The sequence below is a fragment of the Rhodococcus aetherivorans genome (assembly GCF_011058165.1).
Taxonomy (GTDB): Bacteria; Actinomycetota; Actinomycetes; order Mycobacteriales; family Mycobacteriaceae; genus Rhodococcus; species Rhodococcus aetherivorans.
In genome coordinates this window covers 18838-38749 of record NZ_JAALEG010000046.1, presented here as the reverse complement: position 1 = coordinate 38749, position 19912 = coordinate 18838, and the positions used below count along the sequence as shown (strand labels likewise).

The 19912-nt window shown below is 66.5% G+C and carries 5 protein-coding genes and 1 pseudogene; 3 read left to right on the top strand and 3 right to left on the bottom strand.

Going from position 1 to position 19912, the window contains the following annotated elements:
• Positions 1 to 218 precede the first annotated feature (218 nt).
• On the bottom strand, positions 219 to 914 hold the full coding sequence (locus G6039_RS18005; RefSeq protein ID WP_029545587.1) for a DUF8020 domain-containing protein: 696 nt from the start codon (positions 912 to 914) through the stop codon (positions 219 to 221).
• 484 nt (positions 915 to 1398) lie between these two features.
• On the opposite strand from G6039_RS18005, the gene G6039_RS18000 reads away from it, so the two are divergent.
• Positions 1399 to 4662, top strand: a complete 3264-nt coding sequence (locus G6039_RS18000) for a (Fe-S)-binding protein (protein WP_029545589.1) — start codon at positions 1399 to 1401, stop codon at positions 4660 to 4662.
• 81 nt (positions 4663 to 4743) lie between these two features.
• Here the strand turns inward: G6039_RS18000 and G6039_RS17995 are convergent, their stop codons facing one another.
• Positions 4744 to 5808, bottom strand: a complete 1065-nt coding sequence (locus tag G6039_RS17995; RefSeq protein WP_414602371.1) for an alpha/beta hydrolase — start codon at positions 5806 to 5808, stop codon at positions 4744 to 4746.
• A 252-nt stretch (positions 5809 to 6060) separates the two neighbouring features.
• Here G6039_RS17995 and G6039_RS17990 point away from each other — a divergent pair, with 252 nt between their 5' ends.
• A complete protein-coding gene (locus tag G6039_RS17990) occupies positions 6061 to 6765 on the top strand; it encodes an esterase/lipase family protein (protein WP_235194048.1) in 705 nt (234 codons plus the stop codon).
• Between the two features lie 97 nt (positions 6766 to 6862).
• Positions 6863 to 7801: a TauD/TfdA family dioxygenase gene (locus G6039_RS17985; protein WP_029545594.1), complete on the top strand. Its 939-nt coding sequence runs from the start codon at positions 6863 to 6865 to the stop codon at positions 7799 to 7801.
• A 101-nt stretch (positions 7802 to 7902) separates the two neighbouring features.
• Here the strand turns inward: G6039_RS17985 and G6039_RS17980 are convergent.
• Positions 7903 to 19871, bottom strand: a pseudogene (locus tag G6039_RS17980) (amino acid adenylation domain-containing protein); the annotation flags it as partial.
• Positions 19872 to 19912: the final 41 nt, after the last annotated feature.

The window sequence follows — 19912 nt, the reverse complement described above, 5'->3', positions numbered from 1 at the left end:
GCAGGCGGCGACGGACGACCGGTGCGAGAAAGTCGGGTGCTCGACATCCGCCACGTCGAGAGGCCGGAGTCGATGCTGTGAGGGCACCGTCGAGATCGAGGGCGCACGAGATCGGGGCGCCCCCGACCGTCCTCCACATGCCTTCTCTCCGAACCCTTCGAGAACGACTGCGGCCCCCTCACCGTGACGGTGAGGGGGCCGCAGTCACGTCGTGGGTGCTAGTTGGCCCACTGCGTGGTGCCCGGAGGAGCGGTGAGGGTCTGGATCAGGCCGATGCCGGCGATGACCAGGGTCGGGCCACCGGCAGCGATGGTGCCGACGACGCTACCGATGGCGAAGCCGGCGGCGCAGCCGGGGAGGGCGGCGATCAGAGCGGTCGGAATACCACCGGCGACGGCGCCGATAACGCATCCGATGATGCCGCCCGTAAGGCCGCCGACGGCGGAGGCGATGCCGAGCTGAGAGGCGAAGTTCTCCTGCGCCTTGAGGTTCTCCTCGGGTGACGCGACGTCCTGCAGCTTGAGGCTGACCGGACTGAGGCCCGGAGCGACCTTGTCCTCGGGCGCAACCGGCGTCAGCTTGTCCTCGGCAACGACCGGCGTCAGGGTGAGGGTCTTGCCGTCCTCGCTGATCTCCCGCTCGAAGGGCAGCTGCAGGTCGCCGAGCTGGATGGCCAGCGGCAGGCTCACGACCGCGTTGCCGTCGCTGTCCTGCAGCTCGACGCTCTTGCCGTCGCCGGACACGGCGAACGAGCCGGCGTCGATGACGGTGACGACGGAGTCGCCCTCCGCCTTGGTCTCGTAGTTGATCTTCTCCGGTGCCGTGACCGCCGGTGCGGCGTACGACGTGCCGGCGGTGACGCCGACGGCGGCGATGGTCATCGCCGCGACGGCGGCGAGCTTCCTGAACTTCATTCGATTCCGTTCTGTGACTTCGGCGCACGCCCCCGAACGGACGCCCCCCAAGTTCTGACACCAAATGCACTCGACGCACCGAAAGCCCTGCTCATAGGTACGCGAAGCACATCTTGCGCAGCATCATAACCGACATCACACAGATCCTCGCGTCCGGAATGTACCTAATCCGTTGCCACTCCGTTGCCGGACTCGCGAATACATATGCCGAAGCGTGACCAGCAACTGCACGTTAGGTTTGCCTGCCTCAATCAGTCGAAAGGTTTAACGCTTAGCGTGAACGGACACTCACGCCACGGCGCGATGCGGCAACTCGGCCGCCCCCCACGCGGTCGACCCCTGCCCAGCACCGCGCCGCAGCACCGCGAGACTAGACTACCGTCCGGTAACTTTCTATAGCTACCGGCTGGTAACTTAATTCGGGTTAGGATGCGTGGGCTCAAACCAGGCGGCCCGCTGCCGCCCCCGACACGAAAGGCCACCTATGAATGCCCTGACGATCACGTTGGGCACGATCGGCGTGCTGCTCAGTCTGGTGTGCTGGTACTCGTTCATCGGTGGCGCGATGAAGATGGTCAACGTCGTCCGGATCGGCCAGCCGGCTCCGGATCGGTGGCGGCCGTTCTTCCCGCGCTTCAAGCAGATGCTCGTCGAGTTCGTCGCACACACCCGGATGAGCAAGTTCCGCACCGTGGGCTGGGCCCACTGGCTGGTGATGGTCGGCTTCATGCTCGGCGCGATCGTCTGGTTCGAGGCCTACGGCCAGACCTTCGACCCGGCGTTCCACTGGCCGCTGATCGGCAACACCGCCGTCTATCACCTGCTCGACGAACTGCTCGGCCTCGGAACCGTGATCGGAATCACGGCGCTGATCATCATCCGGCAGCTGAACCACCCGCGGAAGCCCGCGCGGCTCTCGCGCTTCGCCGGCTCCGACTTCCGGGCCGCGTACTTCGTCGAGACCGTCGTCCTCATCGAGGGCCTCGGCATGATCTTCGTCAAGGCCGGCAAGATCGCGACCTACGGCCATGCCAACCCGTGGACCGACTTCTTCACGATGAACCTCGCCAAGCTGCTGCCGGCGAGCGCGGTGATGGTGTCGATCTTCGCGTTCGTCAAGCTGATGTCCGGCATGATCTGGCTGTACGTCGTCGGCCGCAACATCACGTGGGGTGTCGCCTGGCACCGCTTCGCCGCGTTCTTCAACATCTACTTCAAGCGCGAGGACGACGGTGGCGTCGCCCTCGGCGCCGCGAAGCCGATGACGTCGAAGGGCAAGGCCATCGACATGGAGACGGCCGATCCGGACACCGACACCTTTGGTGCCGGCCAGATCGAGGACTTCTCCTGGAAGGGCTGGCTCGACTTCACCACGTGTACCGAGTGCGGTCGCTGCCAGTCGCAGTGCCCGGCCTGGAACACCGGTAAGCCGCTGTCGCCAAAGCTGGTCATCACCTCGCTGCGCGACCACGGCTACGCCAAGGCTCCCTACCTGCTCGCCGGTGGCCGCAAGGACCTCGGCGGCGACGAGGTCGGCCTGGTCGACGCCGAGGGCAACGCGGACGAGGCCAAGCTCGGGAAGGTCCCGGCGGCAGCCCTGGCCGAGGCCGATCGCAAGCTGGTCGGCGAGACCGTCGAGGGTGAGCTCGCGCCCGTCATCGACACGGAGACGCTGTGGAGCTGCACCAACTGCGGTGCCTGCGTCGAGCAGTGCCCGGTGGACATCGAGCACGTCGACCACATCATCGACATGCGCCGCTACCAGGTGCTCATCGAGTCCGACTTCCCGTCCGAGCTCGCGGGTCTGTTCAAGAACCTCGAGAACAAGGGCAACCCGTGGGGCCAGAACGCCAAGGATCGGCTCAACTGGATCTCCGAGCTGGACTTCGACGTTCCGGTGTTCGGCCAGGATGCGGACAGCTTCGCCGACTACGAGTACCTGTTCTGGGTCGGCTGCGCCGGCGCCTACGAGGACCGGGCCAAGAAGACCACGAAGGCCGTCGCCGAGCTGCTCGCGACCGCCGGCGTGAAGTTCATGGTTCTCGGTGCCGAGGAGACCTGCACCGGTGACTCGGCCCGTCGCGCGGGCAACGAGTTCCTGTTCCAGCAGCTCGCGATGCAGAACATCGAGACCCTGAACTCGGTGTTCGAGGGCGTCGAGGACTCCAGGCGCAAGATCGTCGTCACCTGCGCGCACTGCTTCAACGCGCTCAACAACGAGTACCCCCAGGTCGGCGGGAACTACGAGGTCGTGCACCACACCCAGCTGCTGAACCGCCTGGTGCGGCAGAAGAAGCTGGTGCCGGTGGCGTCGGTGAGCCAGGACGTGACCTACCACGACCCGTGCTTCCTCGGCCGCCACAACAAGGTGTACGACGCACCGCGTGAGCTGATGGCCGCGTCCGGCGCGAAGCTCACCGAGATGCCGCGGCACGGCGAACGGTCCATGTGCTGTGGTGCCGGTGGTGCCCGCATGTGGATGGAAGAGAAGATCGGCAAGCGGATCAACATCGACCGCGTCGACGAGGCACTGTCGACGAATCCGTCGAAGATCGCCACCGGCTGCCCCTTCTGCCGCGTCATGCTCAACGACGGTGTCACCGCGCGTCAGGAGAAGGGCGAGGGCGAGGGCGTCGAGGTCGTCGACGTCGCCCAGCTCATGCTCGACTCCATCACCCGTCTCGAGCCCGCGACGCTCAGCGAGAACATCAAGGTGATCCCGCGTGAGCAGCCCGTCGCGGAACCGGTGGCGACCGCCGGCACCCCGGAGGCCGCCGTGGCCTCGGAGGCGACCGCCGAGACGGTGGAGAAGGAGCGCGTCGAGGAGATCGAGGAGGCGGCCGCGACCCCAGCGGCCCCCAAGACGGCCCCGGCCGGCGGCCTGCAGATGAAGGGCGCCGCCAAGGCTCCCGGCTCGAAACCGGGCGGGCTGCAGATGAAGGGCGGCCTGAAGGCGCCGGGCGCGAAGGCTCCCGCAGCCGGCGACGGTGCCGCGGCCGAGGCTCCCGCGGCCCCGGCCGCCAAGCCGGGCGGACTGCAGATGAAGGGCGGACTCAAGGCCCCGGGCACCAAGAAGGCCGCTCCGGCCACCGCCGCTCCCGCTGCCGAATCCGCTCCGGCCGAGGCCCCCGCGGCCCCGAAGGCCAAGCCGGGCGGACTGCAGATGAAGGGCGGGCTCAAGGCCCCGGGCGCCAAGAAGACGGCTCCGGCCGCGGCCGCACCGGCCGAGGCCCCGGCTGCGCAGGCACCGGCCGCCGAGGCACCCGCCGCGCCGTCGGTTCCGAAGGCCAAGCCGGGCGGACTGCAGATGAAGGGCGGGCTCAAGGCCCCGGGCGCCAAGAAGGCCGCTCCGACCGCCACGGTACCGGCGGCCGAGGCTCCCGCCACGGCAAGGGCCGCCGAAGCTCCCGTAACGGAGGCACCCGCCTCGGAGGCACCCGCGACGGCTCCCGAGCCGCCGAAGGCGAAGCCGGGTGGCCTGGCGTTCAAGGGCGGAGCGAAGGCTCCCGGCGCCCGCAAGGCCGCCGCGCAGAAGTCTCCGGCGGAGAAGCCCGAGGCTCCCGCGAAGGAACCGGAACCGGCGCACGCACCACCGGGTGAGGCGCCCGATCCGGATGCACCGCCGGAGAAGGCACCAGCCCCCGAGGTGCCGTCGACCAACGGCGCGGAGGCACCGGCTCCGCCGCAGGCCAAGCCGGGCGCGCTGGGCTTCAGGTCCGGCGCCAAGGCCCCTGGCCGGCGCGCGTAGTCGGGTGATCACAGACAGCGCCCCTCGCCGATTCGGCGAGGGGCGCTGTCGTGCCCGGGAGGGCGCCGAAGGCCACCACGCCTATGCTCCCAGAGCGTCCGCGAACATCGGCCACGACGCGTGCAGCTCGTCTTGCCAGTACCCCCAACTGTGGGTTCCGGTGGAACGGAGATTGACGGTCGCCGGGATGCCGAGTTCGTCCAACCGGCCGGCCATCCTGCGCGTGCACTCGTTCGTCGCAGCCTCGATGAGACCGCCCTCCACCACGACGTTGACGAGTTCGCCCTCGTCTTCGATCCATGGGGATTCGAGGGCGTCGTGGCGGCCCGGCAGGCCACTTCCGTTGGAGAGATACAGCTTCGTGCCGCGCAACCGCTCGGCATTGACGTAGGGATCGTTGGCGATCCACGTCGGATCGTCCAACGGACCCCACATGTTCAACGGATTCCCGAAGAAGTTGACCACTGTCGCCGCGACGAAGGCACGTCCGATCGGGTCGCTGGTGATGGCGCATCCACTGAAGCTCGCAACCGCCTCGTAGAGACCGGGTGCCGCGATCGCCAGGTTCAGAGACGACGTACCGGACATGGAAAACCCGATGAGACCGTGCCGCCCCGTCGAACCGAACTCGGCATCGACGAGCGACGGCAGCTCACGGGTGAGAAACGTGGTCCATTTGTTGCGGCCCAGATTCGGGTCGTCGCTTATCCAGTCCGTGTAGTAGCTCGAGGCCCCGCCGTAGGGGATGACGACGTTCGCGTTCTTGTCGGAGAAGAACTCCACTGCATCCGTTTCCGTTGTCCAACTGCGCGCGTCGGAAGCACCGTCGACCCCGCTGAGCAGGTACAACGTCGGTCGCGGCACCGAGGGGTCGGCGGGCCGGATGACCCGCAGGGTGATGTCCTTGCCCATGGCGGGCGAATGCACGACCACATTGAACTGACGATCGGCAACAGCAGTCGTGCTCACGATGCGAGCGAGGCCGAAGGGTTGCGCCGAGACCGGGAGGTCGGTCGGGGCGGGAAGGCCGGGTGCCGCCCCGACCGGCGACGCCGTCCACCCGAACGCGGAGGCCGACAAAATGGCCGCCGCAGTGAGGACCTCGAAGCGCCGCATATCCACCCCATCTCGAATCGACTTCTGCATCCTATCGTTCGAGTTTCGCTGACCTACCCCTGCTTCTAGGATGTGTTGATGACTGTTCGGCTCGCTGCCCTGCTGACCGCGGCGGCACTCGGCGTGCTTCTGCCCGCCCCCGCCGGTGCAGCGCCGGTTGCCCTGCCCGTGCCGTACGACCTTCCGGACCCCTCGATCGTCGAACTGGCGAACCCCGGGGGATCCGCCCCTGGCTCCAACGACTGGACCTGCCGTCCGAGCAAGACCCGTCCCGAACCAGTGGTGCTCGTGCACAACAGCAGTGGAAATAGGCAGATCGCCTGGCAGACGTTCGCCCCGCTGCTGGCAAACGAGGGCTATTGCGTGTTCGCACTCACCTTCGGCGCACCGGCCGCGCCGTGGCCGGTCTCGGCGGTCGGCGGACTGGGACCGATCGCACGCAGCGCGCAGGAGCTGTCCGATTTCGTGGACCACGTTCTCGCCGAAACCGGTGCCGGGAAAGTCGATCTGCTCGGACACTCGCAAGGCACGCTCGTATCGGCCTACTGGGTTCGGCACGTCGGCGGTGCCACCAAGGTCGATCAGGTGGTCGGTCTCGCTCCACTGTGGCAGGGCGCCGATGTCTTCCCGACTCTCGACCTTCCCCAGGAGATCGCCGAGTCCGGATCCGCGCGCCCCGCGTTCGAAGCGGCTTGTCCCGCCTGCCAGGAAATGCGCCCCGGTTCGAGCTTCCTCCGGACCTTCAACGAAGATGGCCCGTTCGCGGAGGGGGTGCGCTACACGAACGTGCTCACCACCCACGATGACGTCGTCGTCCCGTACACCAATGGCCGCGCCGAGGGGCCGAACGTCACCAACATAGTCCTGCAGGACATCTGCCGGCCCGCTCTTACCTCACATCTGGAGATGCTGGCCGATCGGCTCACCGCGTCGCTGGTTCTCGCGGAACTCGACGCGACGCGCTCCCCTCCGACCGGGTGCCAGTAGTCGACCCGCCTACAACTGCACCCCCAACGCGCCTGGCCGATTCAGCCAGGTCGTCAATGATTTCCGAAGCACCACCGACGATCAGCGAGGATCAATGATGACCGAAGGCGAACAATGGCAGCCACTCGTCGTTCTCCCCACCGCATACGACGTTGCTCCCACCCCCCAGGGCTTGAGCGACCTGATCGGCAACGGGCTGGACGTGGACGGTCTGCTCACAGAGCACCGGGCGTTGCTCTTCAAGGGATTCGACATCACTCGGGACACACTCGACGGCGCGATCGACCTCTTCCTGCCGAATCGTGCCGCCTACACGCACGGGAACACGCCACGGTCGAATCTCGGTGGAAACATCTACACCTCCACCGAGTATCCAGCCGACCAATCGATCTCCATGCACAACGAATTGAGCTATGCGTCCGCCTGGCCCTCCCGACTGCTCTTCTACTGCGAGCAGCCCGCCGAAACGGGGGGAGCCACGCCCCTAGCGGATGCCGCGAACTGGCTCCAACTGATCGACCCGGAAGTGCGGGACGCGTTCGCCGGTGGGCTCCGGTACGCCCAGAATCTGCACGGCGGGCGCGGATTGGGCAAGAGCTGGCAGCAGACGTTCGAAACGGACAACCGCGACGAGGTCGAAGCGTTTCTCGCCGAGGGGAGGTCGAGTTGGACGTGGACCTCCACAGGCCTGCGCGTTACCCAGGAGCGGGCTGCAACGACACACCATCCGGTCACCGGGGAAGAGGTGTGGTTCAACCAGGTCGACCAATGGCATCCCGCCGGGCTTCCCGAGGACGTGCGTACGATTATGACGCAGATGTTCACCGAAGCAGATCTGCCCCAATCCGTGACATTCCGCGACGGTTCCCCCATACCTGCCGAGTACGTCCTGCACGTCCGGGAGATGGGCTGGAAGCAGGCCTACGACATCGACTGGGAAACCAGCAATCTCGCTCTCGTGGACAACGTGTTGGCAGCTCATGCCCGACGTCCGTACACGGGCGAGCGACGGGTGCTCGTGGCCATGTCGGCATGACCGGACTTCCAGTCACCGACCGGAAACCCTTCTGAGAGAACGAGCATCGGCACACCGAGCGGTGTGCCGATGCTCGGGACCGTAACGCGGATCCCGCCGTGTCAGAGGCGGTCGCGGAGCACCGATCCGACCAGCTCGAGCACCTGGGGGGACACCATCTGCCAGTGCGTGCACTCCACAAACTGCGACCGGATCGTGCCGCGAACGTGCGACCGCCATCCCTCCAGCGGCTGGTCGTCGTCGGGCGCGCCCTGCTGCGCAACGAAGAAGACGACGTCGCCGCCGAAGACGCCGGGCTGGTGGGCCACGGACAGCGCACGATCGTGTTCCCCATTCGCAGTCAGCCGGTGCAGGATTGGTCCGACCACGTCTTTCGAAACGCCCAGAGCGTCAGCAACGATCGCGATCAGACCATCCTTGTCGGATACAGTCCGATCGGCGGCGACAGCGCCGTCGATGCCCAATCCGCCAAGGAGATCCTGAACCGGAATCGCTTCCCCTTCGTCGAGGGCACTCGATGCCTCGTCGAGGTTGTAGCTGTCCATCATCACCAGCACGGCCACGCGTTCCCCGTCTTCCTCGAGGCGAACCGCAATTTCATGGCTGATCACACCGCCCAGAGACCAGCCGAGCAGGTGGTACGGCCCGAAAGGCTGGATCGCACGGATCTCGCGGATGTAACGCTCGGCGATCTCACTGATCGAGAGTGGAGAGTAATCGTCCTCCAGTGCGGCCGGAGTCTGCAATCCGTATATCGGGCGTTCCGGGTCCAGATGCTGCGCCAGGCCGGCATAGCACCACGACAGTCCGATGATCGGATGCACACAGAACAGGGGTTTCTTTGTGCCCTTGTCCCGTATGGGCAGTACGACTTCGAGCCCGATCTCGTCCGAGGTCTGTACCTCCTCGTCCAACCGAGAGGCGATGGATGCGGGGGTAGGTTCGGAATATAGCCACTGAAGGGGCACCTTCACACCGAGTTCGTCCTGTAGCCGGCCGATGACGCGCAGGGCCACCAGCGAGTTCCCACCGAGTTCGAAGAAGTCGGCGTCGGCACCGACATCTTCGATCCCGAGGATGTCAGCGAACGCGGCAACCACCGCCTGTTCGGTCGGTGTCGTCGGCTCGCGCGACGGGAGCATATCGACGTGAGGATCGGGCAATGCCTTGCGATCGAGCTTGCCGTTGACAGTCAGCGGGAACTCCGGCAGCACTGCCACCGTCGACGGCACCATGTACGACGGCAGCACCTCGCGCACGCATTCGAGGAGGGCATCGGTATCCACGTCTCGTCCACTTCTCGCCACGACATATGCCACCAGGCGTTGCCCGGCGCCGTCGTCGCGAAGGACCACGGCGCTCCGAGCGACCGACTCGTCCACACGCAGCGCGGCCTCGATCTCGCCGAGTTCGATGCGCTGACCGCGTAGCTTGACCTGGAAGTCCGAACGACCGACGTATTCGAGCTCGCCGTCCGCGGTCCACCGCACCAGATCGCCAGTGCGATACATCCTGCTTCCGGAGCCGGCATCGAACGGATTCGCCACGAATCGATCGGCCGTCAGATCGCCCCGTCCGACGTATCCGCGGGCAAGCTGAACACCCGACAGGTACAGCTCACCGGCGACACCCACCGGAACCGGGTGCAGACCAGAATCCAGCACGTACACCTTCATGTTCGGCACCGCACGACCGATGGGCACCGCCGTGGTGCCTGTCTCCAGCGCCCTGCTCCGAGTGGCGGTCACCGTGGCCTCCGTCGGCCCGTATTCGTTGCGAACCTCGGCTCGGCTGACCGCCCGCAGATTCTCGATCTCATTCGAGGTGAGCGACTCCCCACCACACAACACAAGACGGAGGGACTCGACCTCGTGCGGACGCGCCGACGAGGTGAACACCGACAGCATCGACGGCACGAAGTGCATCACCGTGATCCGGTGCCGGGCGATCATCTCCGCCAGGTAGTACGCGTCCCGGTGCCCGTCGTGTGACGCGATCACCAGTCGAGCCCCGAATGCGAGCGGCCACCAATACTCCCGGACCGAAGCGTCGAAGGTGAACGGCGTCTTCTGCAGAAGCGCATCCGTCGCCGTCAACGCGTAATCGTCCTGACGCCAACGCAACTGATTCACCACTGCGGCGTGCGGGATCGCTACGCCCTTGGGTCGGCCCGTCGACCCGGAGGTGTAGATGACATATGCCGTCTGGTCCGGACGCAAAGGTGCTGCCCGCTCGGCTGTGTGGATGGGCTCGCCGGAGAGCCCCGACATGTCGAGGTCGTCGACAGTCAGAACGGATCGGCCTCCTGCGGCGCCGAATTGCTCCCGCGTCGTGGACAGTATTACCACAGGATCGGCGGAGTCGAGTACATAGTGCGTCCGCTCCGCAGGATGGTCAGGATCGATCGGCACATAGGCTCCCCCAGCCTTGACGACGGCGTACATGGCGATCATCAGGTGAATGCTTCGACGGATAGCAAGGCCGACAAGCTTTTCCGGTCCCACTCCAATCGTTGTGAGGTACCGGGCGAGGCGGTTGACCCGCGCGTCGAACTCTGCATATGTCAGGGTCTCGTCCGCGGATTCCACCGCTACGGCGTCCGGGGTGGCCGTCACCTGCGCCTCGAACAGGTCCACGAGCGTCGCGCCGGCCGCCGTAGACAGCGTTGCCAGCGGTGCGTTCCAATGCTCGAGCACCCGGATCCGTTCATCGGGCACAAGGATGTCGATATCTCCTTGACGAACGTCAGGGTGGCCCACCACCGACTCGAGGATGCGTACGAATCGTTGTGCGAATGTCTGCACGGTCGTCTGGTCGAACAGATCCGTCGCGTATGCGAACGCCGCGGTGATCCCGCCGGGCTCCCCGTCCTCGCCGAAGGCCTCGGACACGGTCAGGTGCAGGTCGTATCTGGCCGTCGTCCAGTCAGTATCGTAGCCGGCTATTACGAGGCCAGGAATCTCGAACAGTACCCGTTCGAGATTCTGGAAGGTCAGCATCACCTGGAAGAGGGGATGCCGCCCTTGCGAGCGGACCGGGTTGAGTTCCTCTACCAACCGCTCGAAGGGCACATCCGCGTGCGCGAACGCCGACAGGTCCGTCTCCCGCGTGTCGGCAAGCAACGCGGTGTATGCAGCGGCGGGATCCATTCGTGTCCGTAGCACCAGTGTGTTGACGAACATCCCGACCAGGTCGTCCAGGGCTGCCTCACCCCGGCCTGCCACCGGCGTACCGATCGCGATGTCGTCGGTACCCGACAACCGCGCCAGAAGCACCACCAGCGCGCTGTGCAGCACCATGAAGAGAGTCGCCCCGCGTTCTCGTGCCAGGCGCGCCAGCCCAGCGTGCACTTTGGCCGGCACGTCGAACGCCACCGTTGCGCCCCGGCCCGATGCGACCCCCGGCCGAGGCCGGTCCGACGGCAAGTCCAGTTGTTCCGGCAACTCTGCGAGCTGATCCCTCCAGTAGTTCATCTGCTCCGCGATCACCGACTCCGGGTCGTCTCCGTCACCGAGCACCTCCCGCTGCCACAACGCATAGTCCGCGTACTGCACCTGCAATGGTGCCCACGACGGCGCCTCTCCACGGGTTCGCGCGCCGTAGGCGACCATCACGTCCCTGGTCAACGGCGCCACCGAGAACCCGTCGGCTGCGATGTGGTGCACGACCAGCACCAGAACGTGTTCGTTCGCCGAGACGGACAGCAACGCGACGCGCACCGGCACCTCGACGCTCACGTCGAAGCCGCACGAAACCAACTCGAGCACGCGCGAGTGCACCCCCGATGGGGGTACCGCCTCGACCGCCAAGTCGACCCCGGTCTCCGCGGCCGGGTGCACAACCTGCCACCCGTCCCCGTCGATCTCCGGATACACCGTCCGCAACGTCTCGTGCCGCGTGAGCACATCGGTTACCGCCCCCTGCAACGCGTCGACGTCCAGATCACCGGACAACCGGATCGCTACAGGAAGGTTGTACATTGGTGAGCCCGGCTCGAACCGATTCAGGATCCAGATCCGCTGCTGCGCGATCGACAACGGAATCCGCTCCGGACGCATCTGCGCCACCAGCGGCACCCGGCCCGCGCCGGCATGCAGTTCGACGGCCGCCGCCAACGTCTCCACCGACGGCGCTTCGAAGATCACCCGCACCGGCACCCGGGTATTGAGCCCCGCCCCCAGGCGGGACACCACCTGGGTCGCGATCAGCGAGTTCCCGCCCAGGGTGAAGAAATCGTCGTCCAGACCGACACGCTCGACCCCCAGCGTCTCCTCGAACACTCGCGCCACGATCTCCTCCACCGGATTCGTCGGCGCCCGGAACTCACGGACCTCGAACACCGGCACCGGCAACGCCCGCCGGTCCAGCTTCCCGGACGTCGCGACCGGCAACGCCTCGAGCGCCATCACATGCGACGGAACCATGTAGTTGGGCAAGGTCCGCCGGAGCGCTTCCCGGACGGAATCGGGGTCGAGGACGGCGCCGGCCGCCGGTACCACGTAACCGACGAGCTGCGTTCCGAGTTCGCTCTCGTGAGCGGACACTACCGCCTGGTCGATCGTCTGCTCGGTCCGCAGCGCGGCTTCGATCTCGCCGAGTTCTATGCGCAGACCACGGACCTTGACCTGGAAATCGGTGCGCCCGAGATACTCCAGGTTCCCGTCCGGCAGCCACCGCACGAGGTCCCCGGTACGGTACATTCGCTCGCCCGGCGACCCGCCGGGCTGGGCCACGAAGCGTTCCGCCGTCAGGTCCGCTCGGCCGAAATACCCGCGAGCGAGCTGCGCACCCGACAGGTACAGCTCTCCGGGTACTCCTATGGGGACGGGATGCAGGCGCACATCGAGAACCAGCACACCGGTGTTGCGGATCGGACGGCCGATCGGAACCGTCGGCCCGTCGTGATCGCCGCACCGCAACACCGTCGAGGTGACCGTTGCTTCAGTCGGTCCGTACGTGTTGTCCACCACAGCGCCGCACCTCGCTCGCACCCGGTCGACCAGCTCGGTCGGCAACGCCTCCCCGCCGACGGACAGGTACCGCACCGAGTCGGGCAGCGTCAGCGCCGCATCGCTCATGAACGCTGCAAGCATCGAGGGCACGAACTCGAGGATGCTCACCCCCCAACGCGTGGATACGTCGACGAGGTATGCCGGATCCCGGTGGCCGCCGGGCGCCGCGATCACCAGGCGGGCACCGGTCTGCAACGGGAAGAACAGTTCCCACACGGAAGCGTCGAACGTGATCGGCGTCTTCTGCAGCACCGTGTCCTGCGGTCCGATGTCGTACCGCTCACCCATCCACGCCATCTGGTTGACCACCGAGCGATGCGAGACCGCGACTCCCTTCGGCCGGCCAGTCGAGCCCGAGGTGAAGATCACGTTCGCCGTGTTCTCCGGTCGGAGAACACCGTTGCGCTCGTCGTCGCCGACTGGACCGTCCGACCACGCCGACAATTCGAGCGAATCGATGGCAATCGATTCGACCGAGTCGGGCAGCGCCTTGCCGTCCATCTCCGTCGTGAGCACCACGGCAGGCTCGACGACCCCGAGGATGTACGCCGTGCGCTCCGGCGGGTGCTCCGGATCCAACGGCACGTACGCCCCACCCGCCTGCAGGACGGCATAGATCCCGACCAGCATGTCCACGGATCTGCCGATACACAGCCCGACAGGGGATTCCGGCCCGATACCCCGCGAGATCAGATACCGCGCAAGCCGGTTCACCTGTGACGAGAACACCGTGTAGCTCAGGGTCCGGTCTTCGAACACCACGGCCGTCGTATCCGGTGCCCGCCCGACCTGCGCATCGAAGGCCGACAGCAACGTCGCGTCCGCCAACGGGACGATGGTCTCGTTCCACCGATCCATCGCGTCACGTTCGACGGCGCTGCGCAATTCGATGTCCCCGACCGCGACGGCCACGTCGCGGGTCACGGCGTCGAGGATCGCGACGTACTTCTCGGCGAACCCGCTCACCGTCGATTTTTCGAACAGATCGACCGCGTACGTGAACGAAGCCGAAACATCGCGTCGGTGCCCCCCTTTATCGAACACCTCGGCCAGGTCGAGTTCGAGATCGAGTTTGGCGCCGACGACGCCCGGCTCCAGCGGAGAGATGGTCAGCCCCGGCAGGGACACCTCCGCGTGTGTGTAATTGTGCACCACCAACAACACCTGGAACAGCGCCGAGTAGGCGGTCGAGCGTTTCGGATCGAGAACCTCCACCAGTCGTTCGAGCGGGACGTCCGCATTCCCGAACGCTGCGAGATCGACCTCCCGGACGTCGGCCAGAATCTCCGCGAACGACGCCGCGCTGTCGATCCGGTTCCGAAGCACCAGCGTGTTCCCGAACATGCCGACCATCTCGTCGAGTGCCGCCTCACCACGGCCGGCGACCTGAGTGCCGATCGGGATGTCGTCGGTACCGCTCAACCGTGCCAGGAGCACCGCCAACGCTGCATGCGCAACCATGAAGAAGGTCGAGTTGTGTTCCCGGGCAAGGCGATGCACCCGTTCGGCGAGGTCGGCGCCGAGCATGAAGTCCACTGCCCCGCCACGTCCGGACTGCACCGGAGGGCGCGGATAGTCCGTCGGCAGTTCGACGAGATCGGGAAGACCCGCCAATACCTTCGTCCAGTAGCCCAACTGCCTGGAAATCAGCGAGTCCGGATCGTCCTCGCTGCCGAGGACCTCCTGCTGCCACAGGGTGTAGTCCGCGTACTGCACCGTAAGCGACGCCCAGCCCGGAGCGTGACCCTCATGCCGCGCGGTATACGCGGCGACAATGTCCCGCGCCAGGGGCGCCCCGGAGCGACCGTCGCTGGAGATGTGATGTACTACCAGCGCCAGCACGAACTCTCGGTCACCGAGCTGGAAGAGCCTCACGCGCAAGGGAACTTCCCACGCCACGTCGAACCCACGGGCCACGAAGTCGAAGACCCGAGCGTGCGCCTCGTTCGGATCGACCCGAACCGGGGTCACGTCCACTGCAAGCGCCGACACCGGAAGGATCACCTGCGACGGACCCAAATCCGAATTCGGGAAGGATGTCCGCAGCGCTTCGTGCCTGTCGACCACGTCGGTCACCGCCGCCTGCAACGCGTCGACATCCAGATCACCGCACAACCGGAGAGCGAAGGGAATGTTGAACGCCGTCGATTCCGGATCGAACTGGTTGAAGAACCACATCCGCTGCTGCGCCAACGACAACGGAATCCGTTCCGGACGCACCCGCCGCGTCAGCAGAACCTCGCCTCCCTCTCCGGCCTGATGTTCAACGGCCGCCGCCAACGTCTCCACCGACGGCGCTTCGAAGATCACCCGCACCGGCACCCGGGTATTGAGCGCCGCCCCCAGGCGGGACACCACCTGGGTCGCGATCAGCGAGTTCCCGCCCAGGGTGAAGAAATCGTCGTCCAGACCGACACGCTCGACCCCCAGCGTCTCCTCGAACACTCGCGCCACGATCTCCTCCACCGGATTCGTCGGCGCCCGGAACTCACGGACCTCGAACACCGGCACCGGCAACGCCCGCCGGTCCAGCTTCCCGGACGTCGCGACCGGCAACGCCTCGAGCGCCATCACATGCGACGGAACCATGTAGTTGGGCAAGGTCCGCCGGAGCGCTTCCCGGACGGAATCGGGGTCGAGGACGGCGCCGGCCGTCGGAACCACGTAACCGACGATCTGATCACCGACGCGTGGAACGTGGTGCAGCACCACTGCCGCTTGCGCAACGCCCTCGCACCCACTCAGCGCCGTCTCGATCTCGCCGAGCTCGATCCGCAGACCCCGCACCTTGACCTGTGCGTCGCGCCGTCCCACGAACTCGAGTTCGCCGTCCCGCGTCCAGCGCACCAGATCACCTGTCCGGTACATCCGTTCCCCCGGACCGGCGAAGGGATGAGCCACGAAGCGCTCCGCCGTGAGGGCACTGCGGGCGTGATAACCGCGGGCCGTGCCCGCCCCCGACAGATACAGCTCCCCGATCACACCGACAGGCACCGGATGCAGACGGGCGTCGAGAACCACGGCTCCGGCGCCCTCGATCGGGGAGCCGATCGTGACGGGATCGCCCGGCAGGAGAGCCTCGGTGATCGTAATAATGATCGTGGTTTCAGTCGGGCCGTAGCTGTTGAAGAAGCGGCACACCGGTCCGAACTCGGCGACGAGTTCCGGCGGGCACACGTCGCCACCGACGACCACCGCTTGCAGGTCGCTCACCCCCTCGGTTCCGACCGTTCCCAGGGCGGCCGGTGCCGTGATGATGTGAGTGACTCGCTCGGCGCGGAGCACGTCCCTCAGCTCGGTTCCCCCGACGATGTCGGGTGGCGCGATGACCATCGTCGCACCGGCGCCGAATGCGGCGATCGTCTCGAACACGGACGCGTCGAAACTCGCCGACGAGAACCGCAGCACACGTGAAGCCGGGCTCAGCCCCAACTCGCGACGGGCATCGGCGGAGAACGCCGCCAAACCCCGGTGAGTGACGACGACGCCCTTAGGTGTGCCGGTCGAACCGGACGTGTAGATCATGTATGCCGTATTCGACAGGCGGATCCGCGCGGCGCGCTCGTCGTCCGAAATCGGTTCGGATGAATGCTTTTCGCATTCCTCCTGTACTGCCTGCGAATCGAGGGCGAGCCATGTCGTCGCGTCGGGTAGCGGGGTGGTCTCGGCACTGGTGAGGCCCAGGATCGTGCCGGCGTCGGTCGCCATGTACTCGATGCGCTCGACCGGCAGCTTCGGATCGATCGGAACGAACGCCCCACCGGTCTTGGCAATCGCCCACAGCGCCACGACGGAGGCGACGGATCGCGGGAATGCGACCGCGACGAACTTCTCCGGACCGACGCCCCGATTGATCAGCATGCGGGCGAGCTGGTTGGACCGGGCGTCCAGCTCTCGATACGTGAGCTGAACCTGACCGCACGACAGCGCGACACCCGCCGAGTTCCTGACGACACCGCTCACGAGGATCTCGGGCAGCGTTCGCACCGGCACCAGCACCGGCGTCGGGGCAGCGACCGCCAGGGTTCGATCCCTTTCGGCCGGGTCCATCGGGTCGATGTCGCCGATCGGGATCGACGGGTCACTGACGACCGATTCGAGCACCCGCACCCACCGCTCCCCGAAGTCGTTGGCTGTCGAGGCGTCGAACAGATCCGTCGCATAGGTGAGGTTGACCGCGAGGGAGCCACACTCCTCGCGCACGGTCAGTTCCAGATCGAATTTGGCGACGTCCACTCCCGGATCGATGGCCTCCACCTGCAGGTCCGGCAGCTCGAGCTGACCGACGCCGAGGTTCTGCAGCGACAGCACCACCTGGAACAGCGGCGAGTATGCCTGTGAACGCGGCGGATCGACGGCCTCCACTACGCGTTCGAACGGAACGTCCGCGTGACCGAAGGCGGCCAGATCGGTCGCGCGGACCGAGGCCAACAAGTCCGTGAAGGGCTGTGCGAGATCGACCTCGGTTCGCAGCACCAGAGTGTTGACGAACATGCCGATCAGATCGTCGAGAACTTGTTCACCGCGGCCGGCGATGGGGCAGCCCACGGAGATGTCGGTGCTCCCGCTCGACCGGGCAAGCAGCACCGACAATGCCGCATGCAACACCATGAACAATGTGGCACCGTGGTCCCGGGCAAGGTCTTGGAGCCGAGCGGTCAACTCCGGGCCGATCGCGTAGTCCAGGTGGGCGCCGCGGTTCGACGCCTGCACCGGACGCGGACGATCGGTCGGAAGTTCGAGTAGGGCGGGAGCGTCGGCCAACTTCCGGACCCAATAGGACAGTTGCCGGGCGAGGATGGAGGCCGGGTCGTTCTCTTCGCCGAGGACGGTCCGTTGCCACAGCGCATAATCCGCGAACTGCACGGGCAACGTTTCCCATTGCGGCGCAGCTCTGTCGCGTCGGGCAGAGTAGGCAGCCAGCACGTCGCGGGCGAGGGGAACAGTGGAGAAGCCGTCGCCGCTGATGTGATGCACTACCAGGGCCAACATGTATTCGTCCGGCCCGAGGCGGAACAGCGCGCCACGAAGGGGAACTTCCTGCGAGACGTCGAATCCACACATCAGTAGATCCACGAGTGCGTCGTGCACCCCCCCGGCATCTTCGACGACTCGCGGTCTGAGGTCGATGTGCACACGGCCGACCGGTAGAATCCGTTGGTACGGGCCGTCGTCGGTGGCGGGGAAGACGGTGCGCAGCACCTCGTGCCGTTCCAGCACATCCCCGACCGCCACCTGGAGTGCTTCGACGTCGAGGGCCCCGGTCAGACGCACCGCCAACGGGATGTTGTATGCCGCCGAGTCGGGATCGAACTGATTGAGGAACCACATCCGTTGTTGTGCGAGCGACAGCGGGATCCGCTCGGGCCGAGAGCCGGCCACCAGCGCCGGCCGGTTCTCCCGGCGATCTGCGCCATCCACCCGCGCCGCCAGAGTGGCGACGGTCGGAGCCTCGAACAGTTCCCGCACGCCCAGCGCGGTGCCCAACTCCGCGTTCAACCGCGCGACGACCCGGGTCGCGCTCAGCGAGTTACCGCCGATCGCGAAGAAGTCGTCCTCGGCCCCGACCCGTTCGAGGCCGATCACGTCCGAATATGCTTGCGCAACTAGCCATTCGGACGCCGTCCGCGGCACCACGTACTCGTGACCGAGGAAGGCCGGGGCGGGCAGCGCCGCCGTGTCGATCTTACCGGCGCGGGTGAGAGGCAGCGTGTCGATGACCGTGATCGCCGATGGAACCATGTACGCCGGCAGTAGCTGTCCGGCGTACGCCGCGAGCGCTGCCGGCTCGACCGTGCTGTCCGGCGCAGGGAGCACGTACGACACGACGGTACCAGTATCGGAGTGACCGACCGTAACCGACGTATCGACGCTCGGGTGCGATGCGAGGACGGCGTCCACTTCGCCGGGCTCGACCCGGTGTCCGCGGACCTTGACCTGGAAGTCCGTGCGACCGAGGTACTCGAGCAATCCCGGCTTCGTCCAGCGGACAAGATCGCCGGTCCGGTAGGCCGCGTCGCCGTCCCGTACGGGTCGGCGACGAACCGTTCGGCCGTCAACCCCGGTCGGCCGTGGTAGCCGCGGGCCAACCCTCGACCACGCAGGTACAGCTCGCCTGCGACCCCTGGGGGCACCGGCTGCAGCCAGGAGTCGAGCACCAGAGCCCCAGTTCCGGCAATGGGCGCACCAATGAGCACCGGAGCGTCCACGCTCATCGGCCCGTGGTGGGTGGCCATGATGGTCGACTCGGTAGGACCGTAGGCATTGTACATTCGGCGCCCCGCGGCCCACCGGCGCACGAGCGCCGGTTCGCAGGCCTCGCCACCGACAACGATAACTCCCACGCAGTCCAGGCTCTCGGCATCCATCGTCGCGAGTGCGCCCGGGGTGACGAACATGTGGGTCACAGCGGTGCCCCGCACAATCGCGGTCAGCTCCGCCCCGCCGTAGACGTCGACCGGAGCGACGACCATCGTCGCACCTCCTCCGTAGGCCATCAACAGCTCCAGGATCGACGCATCGAAACTCGGGGACGCGAAGTGCAGCGTGCGCGATGCCGAGTCCACGCCGTACCACTTCTGCTGTTCGGCGACGAACGCCGCGAGTCCAGCGTGCCCGACGACGACGCCCTTCGGCGTGCCGGTCGAGCCGGACGTGTAGATCACGTACGCGGGGTTCTCGGGCCGAAGCGGTGTGGAACGATCCGCATCCGTCAGTGCATGGTCCGGCTGTGCAGTGATCGCGGCGACCGTCCCCGGATCGTCGAGCGCCAGCCAGTTCACACTGGCGGGCAACGAGTCACGATCCGCGCAGGTCGTGATGCCGACGTTCACGCCGGAGTCGGTGAGCATGTGTTCGACCCGGTCCGAGGGGTAAGTCGGATCCACCGGCAGGAATGCTGCACCCGTCTTCGCGACCGCCCATAGGGCGAGCACCGACTCGATGGAGCGGCGGATCGCGACCGTCACGAAGTGTTCCGGGCCGACGCCGCGAGCGACGAGTAACCGAGCTGTCGCATTCGACCGCCTGTCGAGGTCCCCGTAGGTCAGTTCGGTCGTCGTATCCGCTACGGAATCGACGAACACCATCGCTGTCGCAT